18 protein-coding genes are annotated in these 19816 nt (G+C 46.9%); 13 read left to right on the top strand and 5 right to left on the bottom strand.

Annotation, left to right across the window (positions count from 1 at the left end; translation table 11 throughout):
• Positions 1-245: 245 nt before the first annotated feature.
• The 3 genes from B9A32_RS19025 to B9A32_RS19015 are packed head-to-tail and all read left to right on the top strand — an operon-like array spanning position 246 to position 2720.
• Positions 246-1481 (top strand): M48 family metallopeptidase, encoded by a 1236-nt coding sequence (locus tag B9A32_RS19025; protein ID WP_084071548.1) that lies wholly within the window; start codon positions 246-248, stop codon positions 1479-1481.
• 6 nt (positions 1482-1487) lie between these two features.
• A complete protein-coding gene (locus tag B9A32_RS19020; RefSeq protein WP_084071547.1) occupies positions 1488-2345 on the top strand; it encodes a damage-control phosphatase ARMT1 family protein in 858 nt (285 codons plus the stop codon).
• Between the two features lie 3 nt (positions 2346-2348).
• Entirely contained in the window at positions 2349-2720 is a 372-nt protein-coding gene (locus B9A32_RS19015; RefSeq protein WP_084071546.1) for a translation initiation factor Sui1, read from the top strand.
• 343 nt (positions 2721-3063) lie between these two features.
• Here B9A32_RS19015 and B9A32_RS19010 read toward each other — a convergent pair whose 3' ends face one another.
• Positions 3064-3804: a SagB/ThcOx family dehydrogenase gene (locus tag B9A32_RS19010; RefSeq protein WP_232367237.1), complete on the bottom strand. Its 741-nt coding sequence runs from the start codon at positions 3802-3804 to the stop codon at positions 3064-3066.
• A gap of 346 nt (positions 3805-4150) precedes the next feature.
• Positions 4151-5536 carry a sigma-54 interaction domain-containing protein gene (locus tag B9A32_RS19005; protein ID WP_084071544.1) on the bottom strand — a complete coding sequence of 462 codons (1386 nt, stop codon included), beginning with the start codon at positions 5534-5536 and terminating at the stop codon, positions 4151-4153.
• A 326-nt stretch (positions 5537-5862) separates the two neighbouring features.
• Here B9A32_RS19005 and speB point away from each other — a divergent pair, with 326 nt between their 5' ends.
• The 4 genes from speB to B9A32_RS18985 all read left to right on the top strand — a co-directional run bounded on the left by speB (position 5863) and on the right by B9A32_RS18985 (position 10399).
• Positions 5863-6819 (top strand): agmatinase, encoded by a 957-nt coding sequence (gene speB / locus B9A32_RS19000; RefSeq protein ID WP_212638021.1) that lies wholly within the window; start codon positions 5863-5865, stop codon positions 6817-6819.
• 170 nt (positions 6820-6989) lie between these two features.
• The gene (gene dctP / locus B9A32_RS18995) at positions 6990-7985 is read left to right on the top strand and encodes a TRAP transporter substrate-binding protein DctP (RefSeq protein WP_084071543.1); all 996 of its coding nucleotides are present in this window, start codon (positions 6990-6992) and stop codon (positions 7983-7985) included.
• A gap of 78 nt (positions 7986-8063) precedes the next feature.
• Positions 8064-8588: a TRAP transporter small permease subunit gene (locus B9A32_RS18990; protein ID WP_084071542.1), complete on the top strand. Its 525-nt coding sequence runs from the start codon at positions 8064-8066 to the stop codon at positions 8586-8588.
• Positions 8585-10399, top strand: coding sequence for a TRAP transporter large permease (locus B9A32_RS18985; protein ID WP_212638020.1), 1815 nt, complete (start codon positions 8585-8587; stop codon positions 10397-10399). The genes B9A32_RS18990 and B9A32_RS18985 overlap by 4 nt, the downstream gene beginning before the upstream one ends.
• A 355-nt stretch (positions 10400-10754) precedes the next feature.
• Here B9A32_RS18985 and B9A32_RS18980 read toward each other — a convergent pair whose 3' ends face one another.
• Positions 10755-11066 carry a hypothetical protein gene (locus B9A32_RS18980; RefSeq protein ID WP_084071541.1) on the bottom strand — a complete coding sequence of 104 codons (312 nt, stop codon included), beginning with the start codon at positions 11064-11066 and terminating at the stop codon, positions 10755-10757.
• A gap of 76 nt (positions 11067-11142) precedes the next feature.
• Between B9A32_RS18980 and B9A32_RS18975 the strand changes: the two genes are divergently transcribed.
• From B9A32_RS18975 to B9A32_RS18950, 6 genes are all read left to right on the top strand, one after another.
• A complete protein-coding gene (locus B9A32_RS18975; protein ID WP_084071540.1) occupies positions 11143-12078 on the top strand; it encodes a LysR family transcriptional regulator in 936 nt (311 codons plus the stop codon).
• A gap of 231 nt (positions 12079-12309) precedes the next feature.
• Positions 12310-13299, top strand: a complete 990-nt coding sequence (wtpA, locus tag B9A32_RS18970; protein ID WP_084071539.1) for a tungstate ABC transporter substrate-binding protein WtpA — start codon at positions 12310-12312, stop codon at positions 13297-13299.
• A gap of 1 nt (position 13300) precedes the next feature.
• Positions 13301-14104, top strand: coding sequence for an ABC transporter permease (locus B9A32_RS18965; RefSeq protein ID WP_232367236.1), 804 nt, complete (start codon positions 13301-13303; stop codon positions 14102-14104).
• Complete coding sequence (locus B9A32_RS18960; protein ID WP_170923909.1) at positions 14101-15129, top strand: ABC transporter ATP-binding protein; 1029 nt, start codon at positions 14101-14103, stop codon at positions 15127-15129. The genes B9A32_RS18965 and B9A32_RS18960 overlap by 4 nt, the downstream gene beginning before the upstream one ends.
• Positions 15130-15442: 313 nt before the next feature.
• Positions 15443-16099 (top strand): GntR family transcriptional regulator, encoded by a 657-nt coding sequence (locus tag B9A32_RS18955; protein WP_084071537.1) that lies wholly within the window; start codon positions 15443-15445, stop codon positions 16097-16099.
• A gap of 325 nt (positions 16100-16424) precedes the next feature.
• Positions 16425-17354: an EamA family transporter gene (locus B9A32_RS18950; RefSeq protein ID WP_170923908.1), complete on the top strand. Its 930-nt coding sequence runs from the start codon at positions 16425-16427 to the stop codon at positions 17352-17354.
• 60 nt (positions 17355-17414) lie between these two features.
• On the opposite strand, the gene amaB is transcribed toward B9A32_RS18950, so the two are convergent.
• Both amaB and B9A32_RS18940 read right to left on the bottom strand, forming a co-directional pair.
• Entirely contained in the window at positions 17415-18947 is a 1533-nt protein-coding gene (amaB, locus tag B9A32_RS18945) for an L-piperidine-6-carboxylate dehydrogenase (protein WP_084071535.1), read from the bottom strand.
• Positions 18948-19002: 55 nt separating this feature from the next.
• Positions 19003-19455, bottom strand: a complete 453-nt coding sequence (locus B9A32_RS18940; protein WP_084071534.1) for an RrF2 family transcriptional regulator — start codon at positions 19453-19455, stop codon at positions 19003-19005.
• Positions 19456-19816: the final 361 nt, after the last annotated feature.

The raw sequence follows: 19816 nt of genomic DNA, 5'->3' as shown, positions 1-19816 counted from the left end.
AGTGTGCCGACGGGGTCAGGCTTTTGTTATTGATGTTATCGACCAAGGCCTTTGCCAACGAAAAAAGCCTCGATAATGTCAATAACGAAAGCCTGGCCCCACCACGAAATGCGAACACCGAAAGTTGAGCCAATAACAATAAATCTCATAATAATGCCGAAAAAATGTTAATATACCCCTTAGCCAGTGGAGTGGCCACGATGGTCCCTATTTTTACCAAAATTTTAAGGCGTTAAAATCAAACAATGGAAACAACAATTTTTTACATTATTATCGGAATTCTGGTCTTAAATTATGCACTTGAACGTCTGCTTGACCACTTGAACATAAGCTGCATGGGGCAACCCATCCCCAAAGCCCTTGAAGGGGTATATGATCCTGAAAAATATAATAAACAACAACTCTACCAGAAAACCAACACACAATTTGAGCTGATCAGTTCAACCTTCAGCCTGATGGTTGTCCTTGTATTTTTATTTATCACGGGTTTTGCCAGGGTTCATGTTTTTGCAGCCGGTATCACCGGGAACCCCATCATGCAAAGCCTGATTTTTTTCGGTATACTGATGCTTGCCCAGGACATTATGGGCACGCCCTTTCAAATTTACAAAACCTTTGTCATTGAAGAAAAATTCGGATTCAACAAGGTCACATGGAAGCTTTTCATCGGTGATAAGATCAAAGGATGGCTGTTGACAACACTGCTGGGCGGCGGCATTCTTGCCCTGATCACCTGGTTTTACCACAGAACAACGGACATGTTCTGGATTTACGCCTGGTTGATGGTGGGAGGTGTCAGTCTTTTTTTTACCATGTTTTACTCCAATCTGATTGTTCCGCTTTTCAACAAGCAGACAAAGCTGGAACACGGTGAATTAAAAACCGCCATAGAAGAATTTGCTGTCAAGGTCAATTTCCCGGTGAAAGATATCTACATCCTGGACGGGTCCAAACGCTCCACAAAAGCCAATGCCTATTTCACCGGTCTGGGAAGCAAAAAAAGAATCGTCCTTTTTGATACCCTGATAAAGGATTTGACCACCGAAGAGGTGGTGGCCGTTCTGGCCCATGAAATCGGGCATTACAAGAAAAAACATACCCTACAGGGAATTGTCATTTCCATTGTGCAGATGGGGGTCCTTTTTTATCTGCTTTCCCTTTTTCTGGGGCAAGGGGTGTTTTCCCGGGCACTGGGAGCGGACAGGGCTGTTTTTCACATGGGTCTGGTGGCATTTGCCATGCTCTACAGCCCGGTTTCCCTGGCAACCGAGCTGATCATGAATGTATGGTCACGCAAAAACGAGTACCAGGCTGATGATTTTGCCGTACAACACTTCAATGGCAGTGCCCTGGGAAACGCTCTGAAAAAACTATCAATCAACAACCTCAGCAACCTGACACCCCACCCGGCCTATGTATTTTTTTACTACTCGCACCCCAGTCTGCACCAGCGGATTGTTGCAATGAATAATAAAGGATAATTTTTAATGAAAATTTACAACGATTGCATCCCCTGCCTTGTGCGCCAGTCCCTTGACGCGGCAAGACTTGCAGGAGATGATGAACAAATGCACCAGCGGGTGCTCAAAGAGACGCTTACCAGTCTTACCCAGATAGATCTGGATCAGTCACCGCCCATGATGGCGGCCCACACCCAGGAAACCATCCGCCGGGTGACAGGGGATGCTGACCCTTACAATGCCATTAAAAAACAGTACAACGGCTTTGCCCTGGAACTGTACCCGGAACTGAAAAAAAAAGTTCAAGCCTCCGCCACTGCCCTTGAAACCGCCCTGCGGCTCTCCATTGCCGGGAATATCATTGATTTTGGCGCCCTTTCCACACTGGACAATGACAAGGTTCTAAAAACACTTGATCATGCATTAACACAGGATGTTCATGGTGATCTTGGGGCATTGATAAATGCCATGGGCAAGGCCCGGTCCATTTTGTGGCTGGCGGACAATGCCGGTGAAATTGTGTGCGATCGCCTGGTACTGGAGCTGCTGGACAAAAGCCGGGTGATATTTGCCGTCAGGGGGGCACCGGTTATCAATGATGCCACCCGGGAGGATGCCAGGGTGGCAGGTATCTGTGATATGGTCACCGTTATTGACAACGGCACGGCCATTCCCGGAACGGAGCTGAAACAGTGCTCCAAAGAATTTATAAATGCCTATGAAAATGCAGATTTGATCATTTCCAAGGGTCAGGGAAACTATGAAACCCTGCCCCATGATGATCATCGCATCTATTTTCTTTTTAAAGCCAAATGCCCTGTGGTGGCCCGGGAAGCCGGGTGTGTGGTGGGAGACATTGTGGTTCAAAATAAGGAGAATATTTAAATTTTGAAAAACAGAGAAAATGATGACAACAGTCGACTTGTATATTCAACGGAAACAGGCAAAATGTGCCCTGTGTGCGAAAAACCGGTTCACCGGTGCAAGTGTAAAAAGAAAAAAAACAGCCCTGGCCCGGGGGATGGAAAAATTCGTGTCCAGAGAATAACAAAGGGACGCAAGGGAAAGGGGATTTCTGCCATTACAGGAATTCCCCTTGAAGGCGCTCCTTTAAAGGATCTGGCCAAAAAACTTAAAATCAAGTGTGGCACAGGGGGTACTGTAAAAAGCGGTACAATCGAAATCCAGGGGGATCACAGGGACCTGCTGATTCAAGAACTGGGCAAGCTTGGTTATAAAGCAATCAAAGCAGGGGGCTGACACCCCACCAAATTTCACTGCCGCGGAATGACCAAAAAATTACCGTCATCCTGGTGCTCTGGCAAAAGAGGTCATGGAAAAATATCCCGGCCTGATGTCAGGGGGACGAATTCTGATGGAAGTTGAATTAAATTTCTCATAATATTTCACCCAGTATGTCTAATAAATTGGACGTACTGGTTGTAATTTGTGGGCTGAATTGAAATTTGTTAAAAAATGTTAACAATTTAACGCGATGCTGAGCGGCATCGTGGGCTGTCTATGGTCATTTTTATCCGGGATAACAGTGGAGTGTTTATGAAAAAAAAGACACCATTTGGAAGATTTTACCACAATGCAATTATCAAATCTTCCCCACCGGAGCCAGATAAATAACAAACTCATTCTCACCATCAAGCCCCAGAAATTCATCCATCTCCTCCTGGTCATATGCAGCAATGGCACATGTACCGGCCCCAACAGCTTCACAGGCAAGATACAGATTCTGGCAAACATGTCCGGCATCCAGCGCAATGACCTTATGGGCGGCAAGGCCATAGCGCCACTCCATGCGATAGGGAACCGCCACCCAGATAAAGGTCACCGCCGACCGCCCCGGATAGGTTTGCCCCAGGGAGCCATGAATCATTTTTTCAGAAAGCATCTCATCACTAAATTCAAACACCAGTTGATGGTCCAAGGGAAGATATCGATAAATACCGGGCTCCAGCTCTTCCACATTAAAAACAGCAAGATAGGTTTCAAATGCATGGCGGCACCCGGCAGACGGCACAGTGCGGTATGCATGGCCGTGGGTGGGAGATTCGCGAAGCCCCTGTGTGGTCCATAAAAGATATGCCAGCTCTTCCTTTGAAAGACTTTGGGCCAGATATTTTCGATGACTTTTCCGATTGGCAATGGCCTGGGTAAGGTCGACAGGTGCGATGTTTTCCCATTCTTTTGGTCCGGGAAGATCAATGCGCTTTGCATCGGCCGGACAGGGATTTTGAATGGGCGGCGGCGAAATATTCCGGTTCTGATCGGTGTTGCGAAAGTTGATTCTTTTTCTGATACTGTCCTTTAAAAAATATCGGTATGTTTTCATGGCTTGAGTGTCCATTATCTTTCCTCCCACCTATGATGAGTTATGGTTAATGGAAACAACATAAGGCCGTATTTATATTTTGCCAATCCAATCGATGAATATGAGAAAAGTGAATCTATTTAAAAATTTCAGACTGTCCCACTTAGAAAGTCAGGCAAATCAATTGACCTGTTAATCAGAAAGAAAAGTCGATATTACTAAATATAAAAAACATAAGGGAGTCAGCAGCTTTCAATTTACCGTTTATCCGATATGCCACCCATAAAATATGGCTGTCTGAGTTTTGTAAGTGGTAAATCAATAAGATCTGACTCCCTAAGTGGTAAATTGAAAGCCTCTAAGTCCCTTAGTAATCGGAGATATATTGTTTTATCTTCCGGGCCGCCGACGACTGACTTATTTTCAGGGCCTCCGCCACCTTGACTGTTGTCCGGTGTCTTTCATATGCCTTTTGAATAATCTGTTTTTCCACCATCTGCAAAGCCTCTTTTAAAGGCATGTTTTCATCCGGAGTCATGGTGGATTTATTTGTGGTGCGACTGAGGACGCCGGTCCGGCTGATGTGATTTTTGTCAGAAAGAATAACCAGGCGTTCAACAACATTTTTCAACTGCCGGATATTACCCGGCCATTCATAGGAAATCAGGGTATCCACAGCATCGTTTGAAATGGTTCTGTTCTTATTGTATTTCTTGTTTGCCAGTTTCAAAAAATGCATGATCAAAGGAAGAATATCCTCACTTCTCTCCCTGAGGGGCGGCACATGGAGGGGGACAACATTAAGACGATAAAAAAGATCTTCCCTGAAAAGCCCTTTGTTTACAAGTTTGTTCAAGTCTTGATTGGTGGCGGCCACCAGCCTGAAATTCACACTTGAATCTTCAGTGCTCCCAATGCGTTTTAATACTTTGTCCTGGATCACCTTAAGGAGTTTTACCTGGAGGTTCAAGGAAAGCTCTCCAATCTCATCCAGGAACAGGGTCCCTTCATGGGCCAGCTGGATCATGCCGATTTTTCCGGACTTAAGCGCCCCGGTATAGGCCCCGGGCTCATATCCAAAGAGTTCAGATTCCAAAAGATTCTCTGGTATGCTTCCGCAGTTGATTTCAATGAAGGGTCCTTTGTTCCGGGTGCTGTGCTGATGAATCTTACGGGCAATAAGGCTCTTGCCCACCCCGGATTCCCCGGTGATTAAAAGATTGGTCTCCACCTGGGCCACCTTCATGATCATTTTAAAAATCGTGTTCATCTTCTGACTCTGGGCAACCACCCCGGGCAGATGCATCTCTTTTTCCCGCAGTTCCCGAATCTCTGCTGAATAGCGGGATATCAATGCTTTCATGTTCTGGTACTGCTCACTCAGCTCCAGAAGATAGGAAGGATCAAAGGAGTAACTGACCACCCGTTTGATCTCGTTATCCTTATTAAGGATGGGGATTCCGGTGACCACCAGTTTTTCCCCTTTTTTGGTCTGTTCCAGGATGGTGACTTTTTCCTTGCTCCGTAAAACCATGGGGGCAACGGCCGGATACCATATCCTGCGGCGTTCCATTTCAAAGGTATCTTTGCCGATGAAATCCTGCCTTCGCATGCCATAGGTCTCTTCGCAGGAGGGGCTGACCCATTGAATAACACCCTGCCCGTTGGTGATCACCACATTGTCATGTATGGATTCCATGAGGTAATACAGTTGACTGTCTTCGCTGAGTTTATCTTTATTTTTTTTCTCCATGATCCTTTCCCTGTGCTCAAAACAAATTTACCCATTTTTGGGTAAAGCTAACCAAAATTGGGTAAATACGTCAAGTCCGTTTTATATCCCCATGGGCCGCGTAAATATTCGGCTTTCATGGTGCTGCTTGCTTTATGGAGGCAATCCGGCTACCCAAAAATGAATATCCATTGCATCCCCAAAAAGAAAACCCCTTGAAAACAAAGGCAATTCACATATGGCATTCTTATTGCAAACGTCTTCATTGCAATTGCTCATGGAAATAAATTTTGCCCAGGCCCGGAATCACCGGCCCGGGACCACAACACAAAAAAGGAGAACACTCTGTGATAAAATATCAACCCATCGACCCCCTGGTCTCCCCAAGATTTTCCGGAATACGAACATTCATGCGTCTGCCCAATGAGGAGACCCTGGAGGATGTCGATTTCATTGTTGCCGGAATCCCCTTTGACACAGGCTGCACCTACGGCATCGGGAGCCGGTTTGGCCCCCAAGCCATCCGGGAGGTATCCGGCATATTAAAGCCCTATAATCCGGTACTGGATGTTAATGTGTTTGATCATTGTTCCGGTGTGGATTACGGCGACTTTCCCACTGTCCCCGGCTTTATAGAAGAAACCTATGAAATGGTGGAGCAGGCTCTGGTTCCGGTGTATAAAAAAAATATCATCCCGGTGTGCCTGGGGGGCGATCATTCTGTCACCCTTGCCGAACTGAGGGCCGCAGCCCAGGTCCACGGCCCCATGGCCATTGTTCATTTTGATGCCCACAGCGATACCGGAGACACCTATTTCGGTAAATTGTACAACCACGGCACTTTTTTTCGCCGGGCCATTGAAGAAAATCTCATTGATCCTGAAAGTGCCATCCAGGTTGGGCTCCGCGGTCCCTTATACGACGGCAGACAATTTAAATTTGCCCAGGATGCCGGTGTGGAAATCCTGACAAACTGGGATGTCAGAAAGATGGGAATAAAGGCGACCATCACCCGTATCCGGGAAAAAATTCAAGAAAAACCCGTGTTTGTCACCTTTGACATTGATTTTCTGGATGCAGCCTATGCACCAGGCACCGGCACACCTGAAATCTGCGGCTTTACCACTTTTGAAGCCCAGCAGCTGGTACTTGACGGACTTAAAGGCGCCAATTTTGTGGGGTTTGATATTGTGGAGGTCCTGCCGTCGGGTGATTCACCGGGAAAAATTACCTCCTTTGCCGCTGCCGGAGTTGCGTTTGATTTTATCTCCCTGATTGCATTTAACAAACAACAAGGCAATTAACTGGCATAAATAAAACGGAAAAATCCCATAACTACCATGGGAAGACCCGGTTCTGCCCACAACAAATAAAGGGTCGTAGATGCGGAGCCAAATGGCATTATACCGCCGCCCTCCCAGCACCCAGTACCCAGTACCCAGTACCTAAAATAATAAAATAATGGAGACACACCATGAAAAAACTATTTACCCTGGCTGTTCTAATGATTTTTGCAGCAGCCAATACAGCAACGGCAGATTCCAAGATATTTAATCTTAAACTCCAGAGCTACTACGGCACCAACATGCTCAGCGCGGAAAAAGCCTTTGCTGCAGCCGTGGCAAAAAACAGCAATAACAGCATTAAAATCGCAGTTTATTCCGGTGGAGAGCTGGTACCGTCAAGCCAGATACTCAATGCCGTAAAAACCGGTACCATTGATATGGGCCGGGGAATGGGCCATCATTTCACCGAAAGTAAAATAGGCTCTGTTGAATCCGGCCTGCCCATGGCCTGGACCAGTGCAGACGAAGCACAGGCCATCTATGAAAAATACGGCCTGAAAAATATCATTGCCAAAGAATACAAAGAACTGGGGGTAAAATACCTGGGGCCGGTGTGGGCAGCCCCCTATCATTTCCTGGGAAAACGCCCCATCACCAGCATCAATACCATGAGATCCATGAAAGTCAGGGCCGTTGGGGCCTCAGCAAAAATGCTTAAAAAAGTTGGCGTAAATCCAGTCAACGTGCCTGTTGAAGACATTTATCTTTCCTTGACCACCGGCCAGATAGACGGTGTTCTCTACGGATCTGCCTTTGAATACAAAGAAACCAAGTTTTACGAAGGTGCCCGTTTTTTCAATAACACGCCGGTGCTTGATCCCATTGTGGACACCCTGGTCATCAACCAGAAGGTGTGGAATGAGTTTTCTGCGGAACAACAGAAAATCGTCCAGGAAGCCGCAGATGTTCTGCGATGGAGCTATTATAAATGGATCGCAGCCGAAGACAAAAAGACCCTCAACGAATTGTTCAAAAATACCACCACGAACTTTTCCGATGCTGATTTAAAAGAGATGACAAAAGCGGCTCTTAACGTCTGGAATGACGAAGCCGGCAAAAGCCCCCGCAATAAAGCGGCCATTGAGCTGATTAAAAAAGCAGCCAAGGATTCCGGCCGTCTCTAACCCACAGTCCCAACGGTCCGTTAAAGCAAGGTCGCAATACCACTTTAACGGACCGCATCACCCAAGGAGAGCACTTCAATGAAAAACGGGAAACAACAGCTCATGGGTATGGTGACAATCATTGACCGTACCAACGGTATTATCGGCAAAGTCCTGGCCACCGTTGTGCTGGTCATGGCGGGGATCATGCTCTATGAGGCTGTATCCAGGCATTTTTTCCAGAGTCCCACGTCCTGGGCAAATGAAATTTCCAAGATGGTCTTTGGGTTCTATATGATCTGGGCCGGAGCCCATGCCATGCTCCACAAAGAGCACATCAGCATGGATCTGTTCTACGACAGATGGACACCCCGGGCAAAGGCCATGATGGACAGCATCACCTTTGTCTTTTTTATTCTTTTTATCTCTTTGCTCCTGCAAAAGGTGGGGGCAGATGCCATTTTTGCAGTCTCCATAAAAGAGACATCCAACTCAACACTGAGCCAGCCTCTCTACCATTGGCGGGCAAGCCTTGTTGTGGGCATTGTTCTACTGGCTATCCAGGGACTGGCCCATTTTATCCGCAATATCTGGTTTGCCGTTTACGGAGAAGAACTTAAATGAACAGCACTATAAATACCACCTGTGCAGACGTACTGCCGGCCCGGGCGCCGGACACTGCGAGCCCAGACAATGCATCTGATAATTTTTCCCTGAAGATCTTAGGAATTATGATTCTGGGCTATCTGGGACTCATGGTTTATTTCCATGCCATGGGATATTTTACCCCTGAACACAAGTATGCGATCACCTTTTTCATGTTCACAAGCATGCTGCTCCTCATGGCAACCGGCCTGCCCATTGCTTTTGCTTTATCAACCATTGCCATTGTCACCGCTTTGATCTGGCAACCCACCCTGGTAAATATGCTTTTATTTCAGTTCAAGGCATTTACCCTGGAGTCGGGGAAAACCCTCATTGCCATTCCCCTTTTTATTTTCATGGGTTTCATACTCCACAATTCTGAAATAGCCAAAAATCTTTTTGATGCAGTGTATCTTTGGGCCGGGGGGCTTCGGGGGGGCCTGGGCATGGGCACCATCATCATTTGCGCCATCATGGCGGCCATGATCGGCGTGAGCAGCGCAGCCACCTTATCCATGGGCATTATCGCCGTACCGGCCATGCTGGCCAGAAATTACGACAAACAACTGGCAACTGGAATGGTCCAGGCCGGAGGCGCGCTGGGTTTTTTAATTCCCCCCAGCATGATGATGATCATGTACGCCTTTGTGGCCCAGGAATCTCCAGGCCGCCTTTTTGCCGCAGGCGTGGTTCCAGGGATAATGCTGGCCTCCATGTATATCCTTTATATTGCAGTGCGGGCCTATTTAAACCCGGAACTGGCACCGGCGCTTCCACCGGAACAGCGGGGCTCCACCAGGGAAAAAATCGCGGCCATCCGTTTTCTGATCCTGCCGGGCCTGTTGATATTTTCTGTGCTGGGTTGTATTTTTACCGGGGTGACCTCTCCCACAGAAGCGGCTGCCGTTGGGGCCGTCGGGGCCATGATCTGTGCCGCCGTCCGGGGCAAAATGACCAGAAAAACCTTCTGGGATTCCGCCATACGGACCCTGAACCTTTCTGGATTCAACGCATTCATCATATTTGGTGCCATCACCTTCAGCGCTGTTTACAGTGGTCTGGGGGCCTCGGCCATGATCCGGGACACCATCACGGGACTGGAAGTTAATCCCTGGGTGATCCTGATTCTCATGCAGCTGAGTTTTTTTCTCCTGGGCATGTTCCTGGATGATATTGCCATTCTCTTTTTGTGCATGCCCATCTATGTGCCCATCATAAAGGCCCTGGGATTTGATCCGGTCTGGTTCGCCATTCTCTATGTGGTGAATATGCAAATGGCTTATATCACCCCGCCCTACGGCCTTAATCTTTTTTACATGAAAGCTGTGGCCCCCAAAGAAATATCACTGGGGGATATTTACCGCTCCATTGTGCCTTTTCTGGGATTGCAGTTCGTGGGTCTGGTGGTTCTGGTGGCCTTTCCGGAAATCACCCTGTGGCTTCCCGGTCTCCTCTTTGACTACCTTCAGATGAAGATGAACCCGGATATGCTGTTTGGTAGAATTGATGTCATCCTGGAATATCCCAGCCTGATCAAGGTGCTTATTGCAAATCCGGACCTTCTCTTTGATTCCGGTAATTTCGTAAACATCTTTGCCAAGGCAGACGTTGTGGATCTTCTTTCCACCAGCAAGGCGTTCACCTCCCATGTGTTCAACAGCGCCCGATTCCTGGATATGCTTCACACAGACAGCTGGCTGCTCCAGATTCCTGAAATAGCCGACTTTGTGTCCCACGCCAAGGGATTCCTCCAGCAAAATCCGGACATCATGGAAATGCTGCCCAAATAGTAATTCAACTTTCGGGCTTCATTTCAAAGCCGGCATTTTTAAATGTACCGATGGGCTCAGTGTGCCGACGGGGTCAGGCTTTTGTTATTGATGTTATCGACCAAGGCCTTTGCCAACGAAAAAAGCCTCGATAATGTCAATAACGAAAGCCTGACCCCACCACGAAATGCGAACACCAAAAGTTGAGATAGTAATAGAATGTGCCCTTTTTACATTATCATCTCAATTTCAACTTTTAACGAAAATCCCGGGATGGGTTTTCAACAAAATCCTCTCCCGGGTTAATCTGAGAAGGGTACATAAATAATAATCCCAGCCTCAGCTTGATTAAAGCTCTGCCGATTGTACCCCCATTTTAATTGAGCTGCCCCATCAGCATGGCCAGAATAATGGACATTGCAATCCAGAATCCTGTTTTAAAAGCCCCGGAGATATTGTATCCGGGGTTTTTTATTGAAAAAGACCTTGCCTCCCCAGTGTCAGTGGTGTCTTCCGGGGTTATGCAAAAAAACAACACCCGGCTGATTTTGTTAAAAGAATCCATAAAGGCATGGGAGATATTGTTATTAAAATAAGATTTACGCACTGTACGAACCGAATGATTTAATGCCTGCACCATATCCACCTCATATATTTGAATACCATTTTCAATATTTGTTGTGTCCATCAGGACATGCCTGTTATATGAAAGATGCCTCAGTAAGTACAATTAAATGAATTTAACTATAGATTAAGGCAGGCTTATGTTACAAAATTTAGGTCGACTAAAAGTGTTTTATCACGTCTTTTCCAAAGGAAGCGTGTTATCCGCCTCAAAAATATTACATGTGTCCCAATCCGCCGTCAGCCAAAGTCTGCAAAAATTGGAGGAAGAAATCCAAAGTCAACTTTTCACCCGCATGCATAAGCGCCTGGTGCCAACGGCGGCAGGTGAACGGCTGTTTGCTGTGGTGCATCCTTTTATGCAGGAGCTGGCGGGCTGCCTTAAAAACATCAAACAATCCCGGGAGAAACCGTTTGGAGAACTTCGCATTGGTGCCCCCGTGGAATTTGGCAAAGCCTATTTTCCTGGAATGGTTGCCCGGTTCCGGGAACAATACCCAGAGGTGACTTTTTACTTAAAACTCGGAAATCCGGCAACATTGCTGCCCCTGGTGGAAACAGGGCAAATTGATTTTGCCTTTGTGGATCTTTTTTTAACCCAAAACCAATTCTTTGCAAACCTGGACATTTATCACTTTTCACCGGTTGTGGACGAAGAAATCATCCTGGCCTGCTCTAAACGGTATTACGAAAAACAGATCAAATCCGACCACTCATTCTCCCACTTGAAATCCCAGCAATTCATTGCCTACCGCCACAACGCACAAGATGTTAAAAACTGGTTCAAACATCATTTTAATAAAGGAAATGTAAAATATGATGTGGTTCTGGTGGTGGACAGTCAACAGGCCCTTATTTCAGCCGTTAAACACCATGCAGGGGTGGGCATTGTTGCATCCCACCTTGTGGCCAAAGAGATGAAAGAGGGGTTAATCGTTCCCATCCACACCCCAAAGCCGAAAATTATCAACCAGATCTCCCTTGTGCTTTTGCAGGATAAAGTCCCAACCCTTACGGAAAAAATTTTCCAGAAATTTCTCATAGAAAAAATTCAATCCATGAACCTGTTTTCGTAAGATTCTTCATAATTTCTGCGGGCAGGTCGGCCGTGGGATGCGGCATCATACTACCTTTGTGAAAGTTATTTATGGTCCGTATCTGTAATCTTATATCCAAAGCCGTTGTTTTCAAAAAAACAGTCTTGACTTTAATTCAAGCGACCACTAAATAGTTGAGTATTTACTCATATCGATATTTATAGATGGCATTAATGCCCGGAATAAAATGATGAATTAAAGGGGACCTCCATGAAATCAAAACGCTCCATCAATGCATTACTTATAAAGATAACCCTCAGTCTGCTCCTGGTGCTCCAGGCAGCCTCCTTGTATGCCGCCCCTGGCGGAAAACTGATTATTTTCCATGCCGGTAGTCTTTCTGTTCCCTTTGCCGCCATGGAAAAGGCGTTTGAAACAAAATTCCCGGAGGTGGACATTCTCCGGGAAGCAGGCGGCAGCACAAAAATGGCACGACTCATCTCAGAGGTGGGAAAATCTGCCGACATCATGGCATCTGCCGATTATAAGGTCATAGACAACACGCTCATGCCCGATTTTGCTGACTGGAACATCCGCTTTGCCACCAATCAGCTGGTATTGTGCTACACAGACCAGAGCAAACACAGTGACACTGTTTCTGAAGAGAACTGGCACAAAATTCTCCGGGAAAAAGGTGTGGTATGGGGACATTCCGACCCCAACCTGGACCCCTGCGGATATCGAAGCCTCATGGTCATGCAGCTGGCGGAAAAATTCTATAATATTCCAGGGCTCTACGAGGAACTGATTGCCAATCGTCCCATGAAAAATGTCCGCCCCAAATCCGTGGAACTGGTAAATCTGTTAAAAACCGGCAACATGGACTATGCCTGGGAATATCTTTCTGTGGCTGTGCAACATGGTCTGAAATATATAAAACTCAACGATCACATTAACCTTGGTAACTATAAATATGATCCCTTTTATAAACAGGCCCAGGTAAAGGTCACCGGCAAAAAACCGGGAACATGGAAAATCAAAAAGGGAAAATCCTGCACCTACGGCATCAGCATGATCAAGTCCTGTGCCAACCCTGAAGCTGCCCAGGCGTTTCTCAGCTATCTGCTCTCTCCTGAGGGTGGCCTTAAAATACTCAAAGACATGGGGCAGCCCCCCTTTGTTCCTGCACGGGTAACCACAGATGAGATCAAAAACAGCCTGCCCGGATCATTGAAAATGCTTGTTGAGGTTAAAAACTAAGTTGTTTAAATTGCCTTCCTTCACCAGGGGATCACAACCTTTCTGGTCTTTTTCCATCCTTTTAAGCATACCCCTGGTTCTCTTGATCATCCTGCCCCTGGGCAGGATGATCACCACCCCTGAAATCGGGGACCTTATCTTCACCATCAAGGAAAAAACCGTTCAGGAGGCCCTGGGACGGAGCATTTTCACAGCCCTCATGGCCACCCTTGTGTCCATACTGTTTGGCACCCCCCTTGCCTATATCCTGGCCCGGAAATCCTTTAAAGGAAAAAACATCATTGAAGGACTGGTGGATCTGCCCATCATGATCCCCCATCCGGTCATCGGCATTGCCATTTTAAGCCTGTTTGGCAGAAACACACTGCCGGGAAAACTCATGGCCATGTTCAATGTGGAAATCATGGGATCTATCAGCGGCATTGTCATGGTGCTCACCTTTGTGGGAGCCCCTTTTTACGTGAACACCGTGAAATCAGGGTTTGAAAATATTCCCCTGCGTCTGGAAAATGCCTCCCGCAGTCTTGGGGCAGGCATGGGAGCCACCTTTTTCCGGGTGACCTTTCCCATGGTGTGGCGCCATATGATTCTGGGATCAGTGATGTGCACGGCCCGGGCCATCAGCGAGTTCGGGGCCGTTGTCATTGTGGCTTACCACCCCATGACAGCACCGGTGCTTATTTACGAGCGTTTCACCGCCTACGGCCTGAAATATTCCCAATGTGTGGCCTTCTGGCTCATTCTCATCTCTTTGCTGCTGTTTATCACCCTGCGCCTTTTGTCCAGGGAAAGGCAGGACCGATGATCACACTTTCCGATGTATGCCTTAATCTGCCCGGTTTTTCTTTAAAGCACATTGATCTTTCCATTCCCACCAATGATTTTTTTGCTGTTCTTGGCCCCACAGGCTCTGGGAAATCTTTGCTTTTAGAAGCCATCATGGGACTGATGCCCATCACTTCGGGTACCATTTTCATTGATGACAAAGATATCAAGGATATGCCTCCTGAAAAGAGAAACATGGGCATTGTGTACCAGGATTTTGCCCTGTTCCCCCACATGACCGTAAAGCAAAATATTCTCTATGGGGTCCGATACCATAATATTTCCCCGGGCACCGTGTCCCAACGCTTTGATACATTGGTGGAACAGATGAATCTGTCTCACCTGTTGACCCGACATCCCGGCACCTTAAGTGGTGGAGAGAAACAACGAACCGCCCTGGCCCGGGCCCTGATTTTGAATCCGGGGATACTTCTTCTGGATGAACCGTTATCCGCCCTGGACCCCATGCTCCAGGATGATCTGAAACATCTTCTCAAATCCCTTCACCGGGAATTTTCCACCACCTTTGTCATGGTGTCCCACAATTTCTCCGATGTGCTGTTTCTGGCCAGCAACGGTGCCATCATCAAAGACGGTGCCATTGAACAGACCGGAACCATCAAGGAACTATTTGAACAACCCAATTCACCCTTTACGGCCCAGTTCACCGGCATGAAAAACATATACACCCTGCCTGCCGCCTCCCCGGCCCTGGCCTCCCTTATCCGGCACAATGGCCATCGTCCCCGGGCAGAACATGGGCACCTGGCCCTAAGGCCCGAAGAAATCCTCAATGAAAACAATGGTAAAAAAGAGAGTTGCTGTGCCATGGAAGGGGTGGTTACCCGGTTGATTTCCAGGGGATTTTTCTATGATGTGGTTATACAGATGGATGCCGTGGAACTCACGGCCCAATGGACCCGTCATGATGTGCTTGTGAAACAGATCCAGCCGGGACGACGCATTCCTTTTTTTGTTCCTTTTAGCAGCATCCATACCTTTTAATATATTTATTATATTGGGGTCGGGCCATATTAAGTGATTGAAATATAAGAACATCATCCTATAAAAATCCTTGTTTATGGCCTTAGGCTGTGTTTTTTGGGTATGAAAATGCCCGTTTAAGTTAAATTTATTTTTTACTTGAATCTTTTAAACCCCTATTTCCCATATCAAAAACAACTACTTAAGACCAAATAATCGTCAGAAAAAACACATTGTTCTATAATATCAATTAGTTTTTTTGGCCCGACCCGTATCCGTATCCCTCTGCAATGATCGTTGACAAAAAAAGTATACAGTTATAATATCACGCACTATGAATGAGAAACGGTCGAGCCGGACCAAACAGGCAGGCAACACATCTGAGTTCATTGCAGACAGCTTGAGAGAGGCCATCTTCCAGGGTGAATATAAGGTGAATCAACCCCTTCGCCAGGATCAGATAGCCAAAAAACTCAACGTCAGTAAGATCCCCCTGCGGGAAGCCCTGGTTCAATTAAAATCAGAGGGTTTAGTGCAGTTCATGCCCAATCGCGGGGCTGTGGTGTCCGGTTTATCACCGGCTGAAATCAAAGAAATTTTTCTCATGCGCATTGCATTGGAAAATCTTGCCATAGAACATGCCGTTCCCCTTATCCCTGTGCGGGACCTCATCCGGGCCCAAAGTGTCCTTGAGATCATTGACAATGAAAATGATAAGCACCAATGGAGCGATCTGAACTGGGAATTCCATAAAACACTATATCAATCCGCACAGATGCCCCTGGTTATCAGCACAGTTCACACCCTGCATAACAATGTATCCCGATTTTTGCTCATTTATTATGATACCCTGGCAGGATGTGATGTCTCCCAAAAGGACCACTGGGATCTTTTGGCAGCTTTCAAAAAGAAAGATATACCCAATGCCCAGAAAATTTTAAAAAGGCACCTGAGTACAGCCGAGCGTAAACTACAAAATTTTCTCACCTGAAACAGGCCAATCTCAACGCATAAAAGCGGGAAAACCCTTATTCTCCACGGCAGTTTTTTTATACAAAACTCCGCCCAAGGATTTGTAATAATTAGAGTTTCATTTTTCGTTGTGGGCAGGTCAAATCCCAATACTATCTGCCCGTGGCAGTTATATACAATGCAGCCTCCAAGGCACGCTAAGGCAGAGGCGCCCCCCCCCGATGGGCAATAGGAACCGGACAATTGAGCTGTCTACAGTTCCGGTCCGGGCCCCATTGCCCGTCGGGGGGGCCGCGGCATATCACCACCCATACATCATATTAAAATTACTGAATTGGATCCCTATGTTTTTCTTATTTCTGGCGGTTTTATCGTCTGCCACCATGACCCTGATCCTGAAATACAGCGAAGTCAGACAACAAAATCGCTATGCTGTCACCACCCTTAACTATATTATGGCATCCCTGGTGTTGACCATCAGCATCATCCTTTCCGCCACCCCTTTGCCACCGGTGCAGCCCGGGCTGTTCCTCCAGGAATTTCATCCCGTGGTGGTGGGCAATGAAGGCGTGTTTTCTCCGGGGGCTGCCATGATCTGGATTTTGATCATTGGCATGACAGGGGGATGTTGTTTTTGTGCCGGGCTGATTTTTATCCAGAAAAGCATTGAAGAAAACGGCGTCAGCATAACCGGAGCCTTTGCAAAACTCGGCATTGTAATACCCCTTTGCTTTGCCCTGTTTTTATGGAAAGAAATTCCCACCCTTTTTCAGTTTTTCGGCATTTCCATGGCCTTTGTCTCCATTTTAATGATCAATCCTCCCTGGGCATCCGCTAAAAATCGGTCATCGTCAGGGGTAAAAACCCTTGTTATCCTTTTTCTGGTGTCCGGAATGGGGGATTTCATGGCAAAACTCTTTGAAAAATATGCCACAGGAGAAGCAAAACTGATTTATCTTTGGGTGGTTTTTTCAACAGCACTTTTTATCAGTGCCTGGTATACATGGCAAACCCTGCAACAGGGACACAGCATCAGCAGACGGGATATAATAACCGGTGTGATGGTGGGAATCCCCAACATGTTGACATCCTATTTTCTCATCAGCGCATTTAAAACAGTGAAAACCTCTCTGGTGTTTCCTCTTTTTTCTTCAGGGGTCATTTTCATGGTCACCCTGGGGGGCGTCACGCTTTTCCGTGAAAAGCTGGGAAAACAAAAAATCACCGCCATCTGTATGATTGTGATGGCGGTGATTTTTATGAATACCCATTGAAAATACGAGAAAAGACGTTGATCCGGTTAAAGACGCAGAACCCGGTCACACCGGCAATAATTAAATATCAAATTTAATTCCCTGGGCCAGGGGCAGGCCCTTACCATAATTAATGGTGGTGGTCTGTCGACGCATATACCCCTTCCAGGCATCAGATCCGGATTCCCGGCCTCCGCCGGTCTCTTTTTCACCGCCAAAGGCGCCGCCGATCTCCGCTCCAGAGGTGCCGATATTCACATTGGCAATGCCGCAATCAGACCCGGCAGCAGAAAGAAAGGCTTCGGCCTCCTGGAGATTATCCGTAAATATAGCAGAGGAGAGCCCCTGATCCACATCATTGTTCAGGGCAATGGCAGCCGCCACATCCCCTTTATATTTAATAAGATATAAAATAGGGACAAAGGTTTCTTCCTTCACAATTTCGTAATGATTTTCAGCTTCGGCAATCACAGGGGTAACATAGCAGCCCGATTCATATCCCTCACCTTCCAGCACAGTGCCGCCGGTGAGCACTGTTCCGCCTTCTTTTTTCAGACGCTCCAGGGCATTTTTGTAATCCCCCACAGCACCGGTATCAATGAGGGGTCCCATGTGATTGGCTTCATCCATGGGGGTACCGATTTTCACGGATTCATAGGCCTTGACCAGAAGGTTTTTAACTTGATCGTAGATGGATTCATGCACAATGACCCGGCGGGTGGTGGTGCAACGCTGCCCTGCCGTACCCACAGCAGAAAAAACAATGCCCGGCACAGCCAGTTTTAAATTTGCCTCCGGGGTCAAAATAATGGCATTGTTCCCCCCCAGTTCCAGGATGGATTTACCAAATCGTTTGGCAATGCACTCGGCCCCATGACGTCCCACCCGGGTGGAGCCGGTGATGGATATAAGGGGCACCCTCTTGTCGTTGAGCATCCCCTCTCCCACGTTTGATCCCCGCCCCACGATCATGTTAAAAAGACCTTCCGGCAATTTATTTTCCCGGATCACAGGCTTTAAGATATTTTGAATGGCAATGGCAGTTAAAGGGGTTTTGGAAGAAGGTTTCCACACATTGGTATCTCCGCACACAGCAGCCATCATTGCGTTCCAGGACCACACGGCCACAGGAAAATTAAAGGCTGTGATGATTCCCACAATCCCCAGGGGCTGATAGTGATCATAAAGCCTGTGGTCCGGTCGTTCCGAATGCATGGTAAACCCATAAAGCTGCCGGGACTGGCCCACGGCAAAATCACAGATATCAATCATCTCCTGGACCTCGCCAAGCCCCTCCTGGAGGGATTTTCCCATTTCACAGGACACCAGGGCCCCCAGATCTGCCTTGTATTCCCGCAGGGCATTACCGATCTGTCTGACCACCTCCCCCCGCTGGGGGGCAGGCACTTTGCGCCATTGGATAAAAGCCTTTCCCGCCTGGTCAATGATATTGTCATAATCGGCCTGGGATGCCAGATACACCGAAGCAATTTTTTTGCCGTCTGCCGGAGAAACAATGTCAAGGATTCCCTGATCCCGGGTATTGTTCCAGTTCAATCCTGTGGAAGCGCCCTGATTAATATCATTTAAGCCCAATTTTTCCATGAATGTCATCTTAGAGTTCTCCTTGTGGGATTCCCCGACCAGGCGGCACAATGCGCTCAGCAAATTACACCGCGTTTCTGGATCGGCTCTCCTTTTTCCTGGTTTCGATTTCTTCCAAAATATGGGAGAGCTTTATCTTCTTCATCTTGTTTTCAATTTCCACCTGAATATCACTGAACAGATCCAGAAAATAATGATTGGTCAGGGTGGTCTCTTCCCTGTCATTGATGGGATCTGCCGTCACATCAAGGTGAAATGCCTTCCGGTCCTCCAGGGCGCAGTAAATCTCCTGGAGATCAATGTCCGAAGGATCTTTTTGAAACAAAAAACCACCGGAAGGTCCCTGAATGGTTTTTAAAATACCTTCCTTGGCAAGGGCGGACAAAAGCATTCTCACCTTTGAGGCATTGATACCGGTATTGCGTGAAATGGCCGCACTGGTCTGGGGTTCCGGCATGCGCCGGGCCAGAAAACAGAGCGCTTTCACTGAATTTGATAATTTTGTTGATGCAGACATAAAACTCCCTTATTAATGTTACAGTAACTGGTACATACATAAAACAAAAAGTAATTACAAGATATTTATATTCGTTATATTCTTTTTTTTTAAAAAAATATAACCGTAGGGATTTGAAAAACCAAAACATACCAAAAACAACCTAATGTATTTTTTCTCCTTGCAACACCGCCATCCCCTTCCCCTGTTTCCCACATGTGCTTGTTCATTGATTTTTTAATATGATATTAATGGAAATCCAGCTTCCCGGGTTGACGCAATGCCGGGGTTACTGGTACATTAGCTCCCTTGGGGTATGCTGATGGACGCGCTTTTATTGTCAATACGGCAAACAGGTGGTGTAACCTTATAATTTCACACG

This window comes from Desulfocicer vacuolatum DSM 3385, from assembly GCF_900176365.1.
In the GTDB taxonomy this organism is placed as follows: domain Bacteria; phylum Desulfobacterota; class Desulfobacteria; order Desulfobacterales; family Desulfobacteraceae; genus Desulfocicer; species Desulfocicer vacuolatum.
Note: the sequence above shows the minus strand (reverse complement) of the source record. Positions and strands in the feature narration are given on the sequence as shown.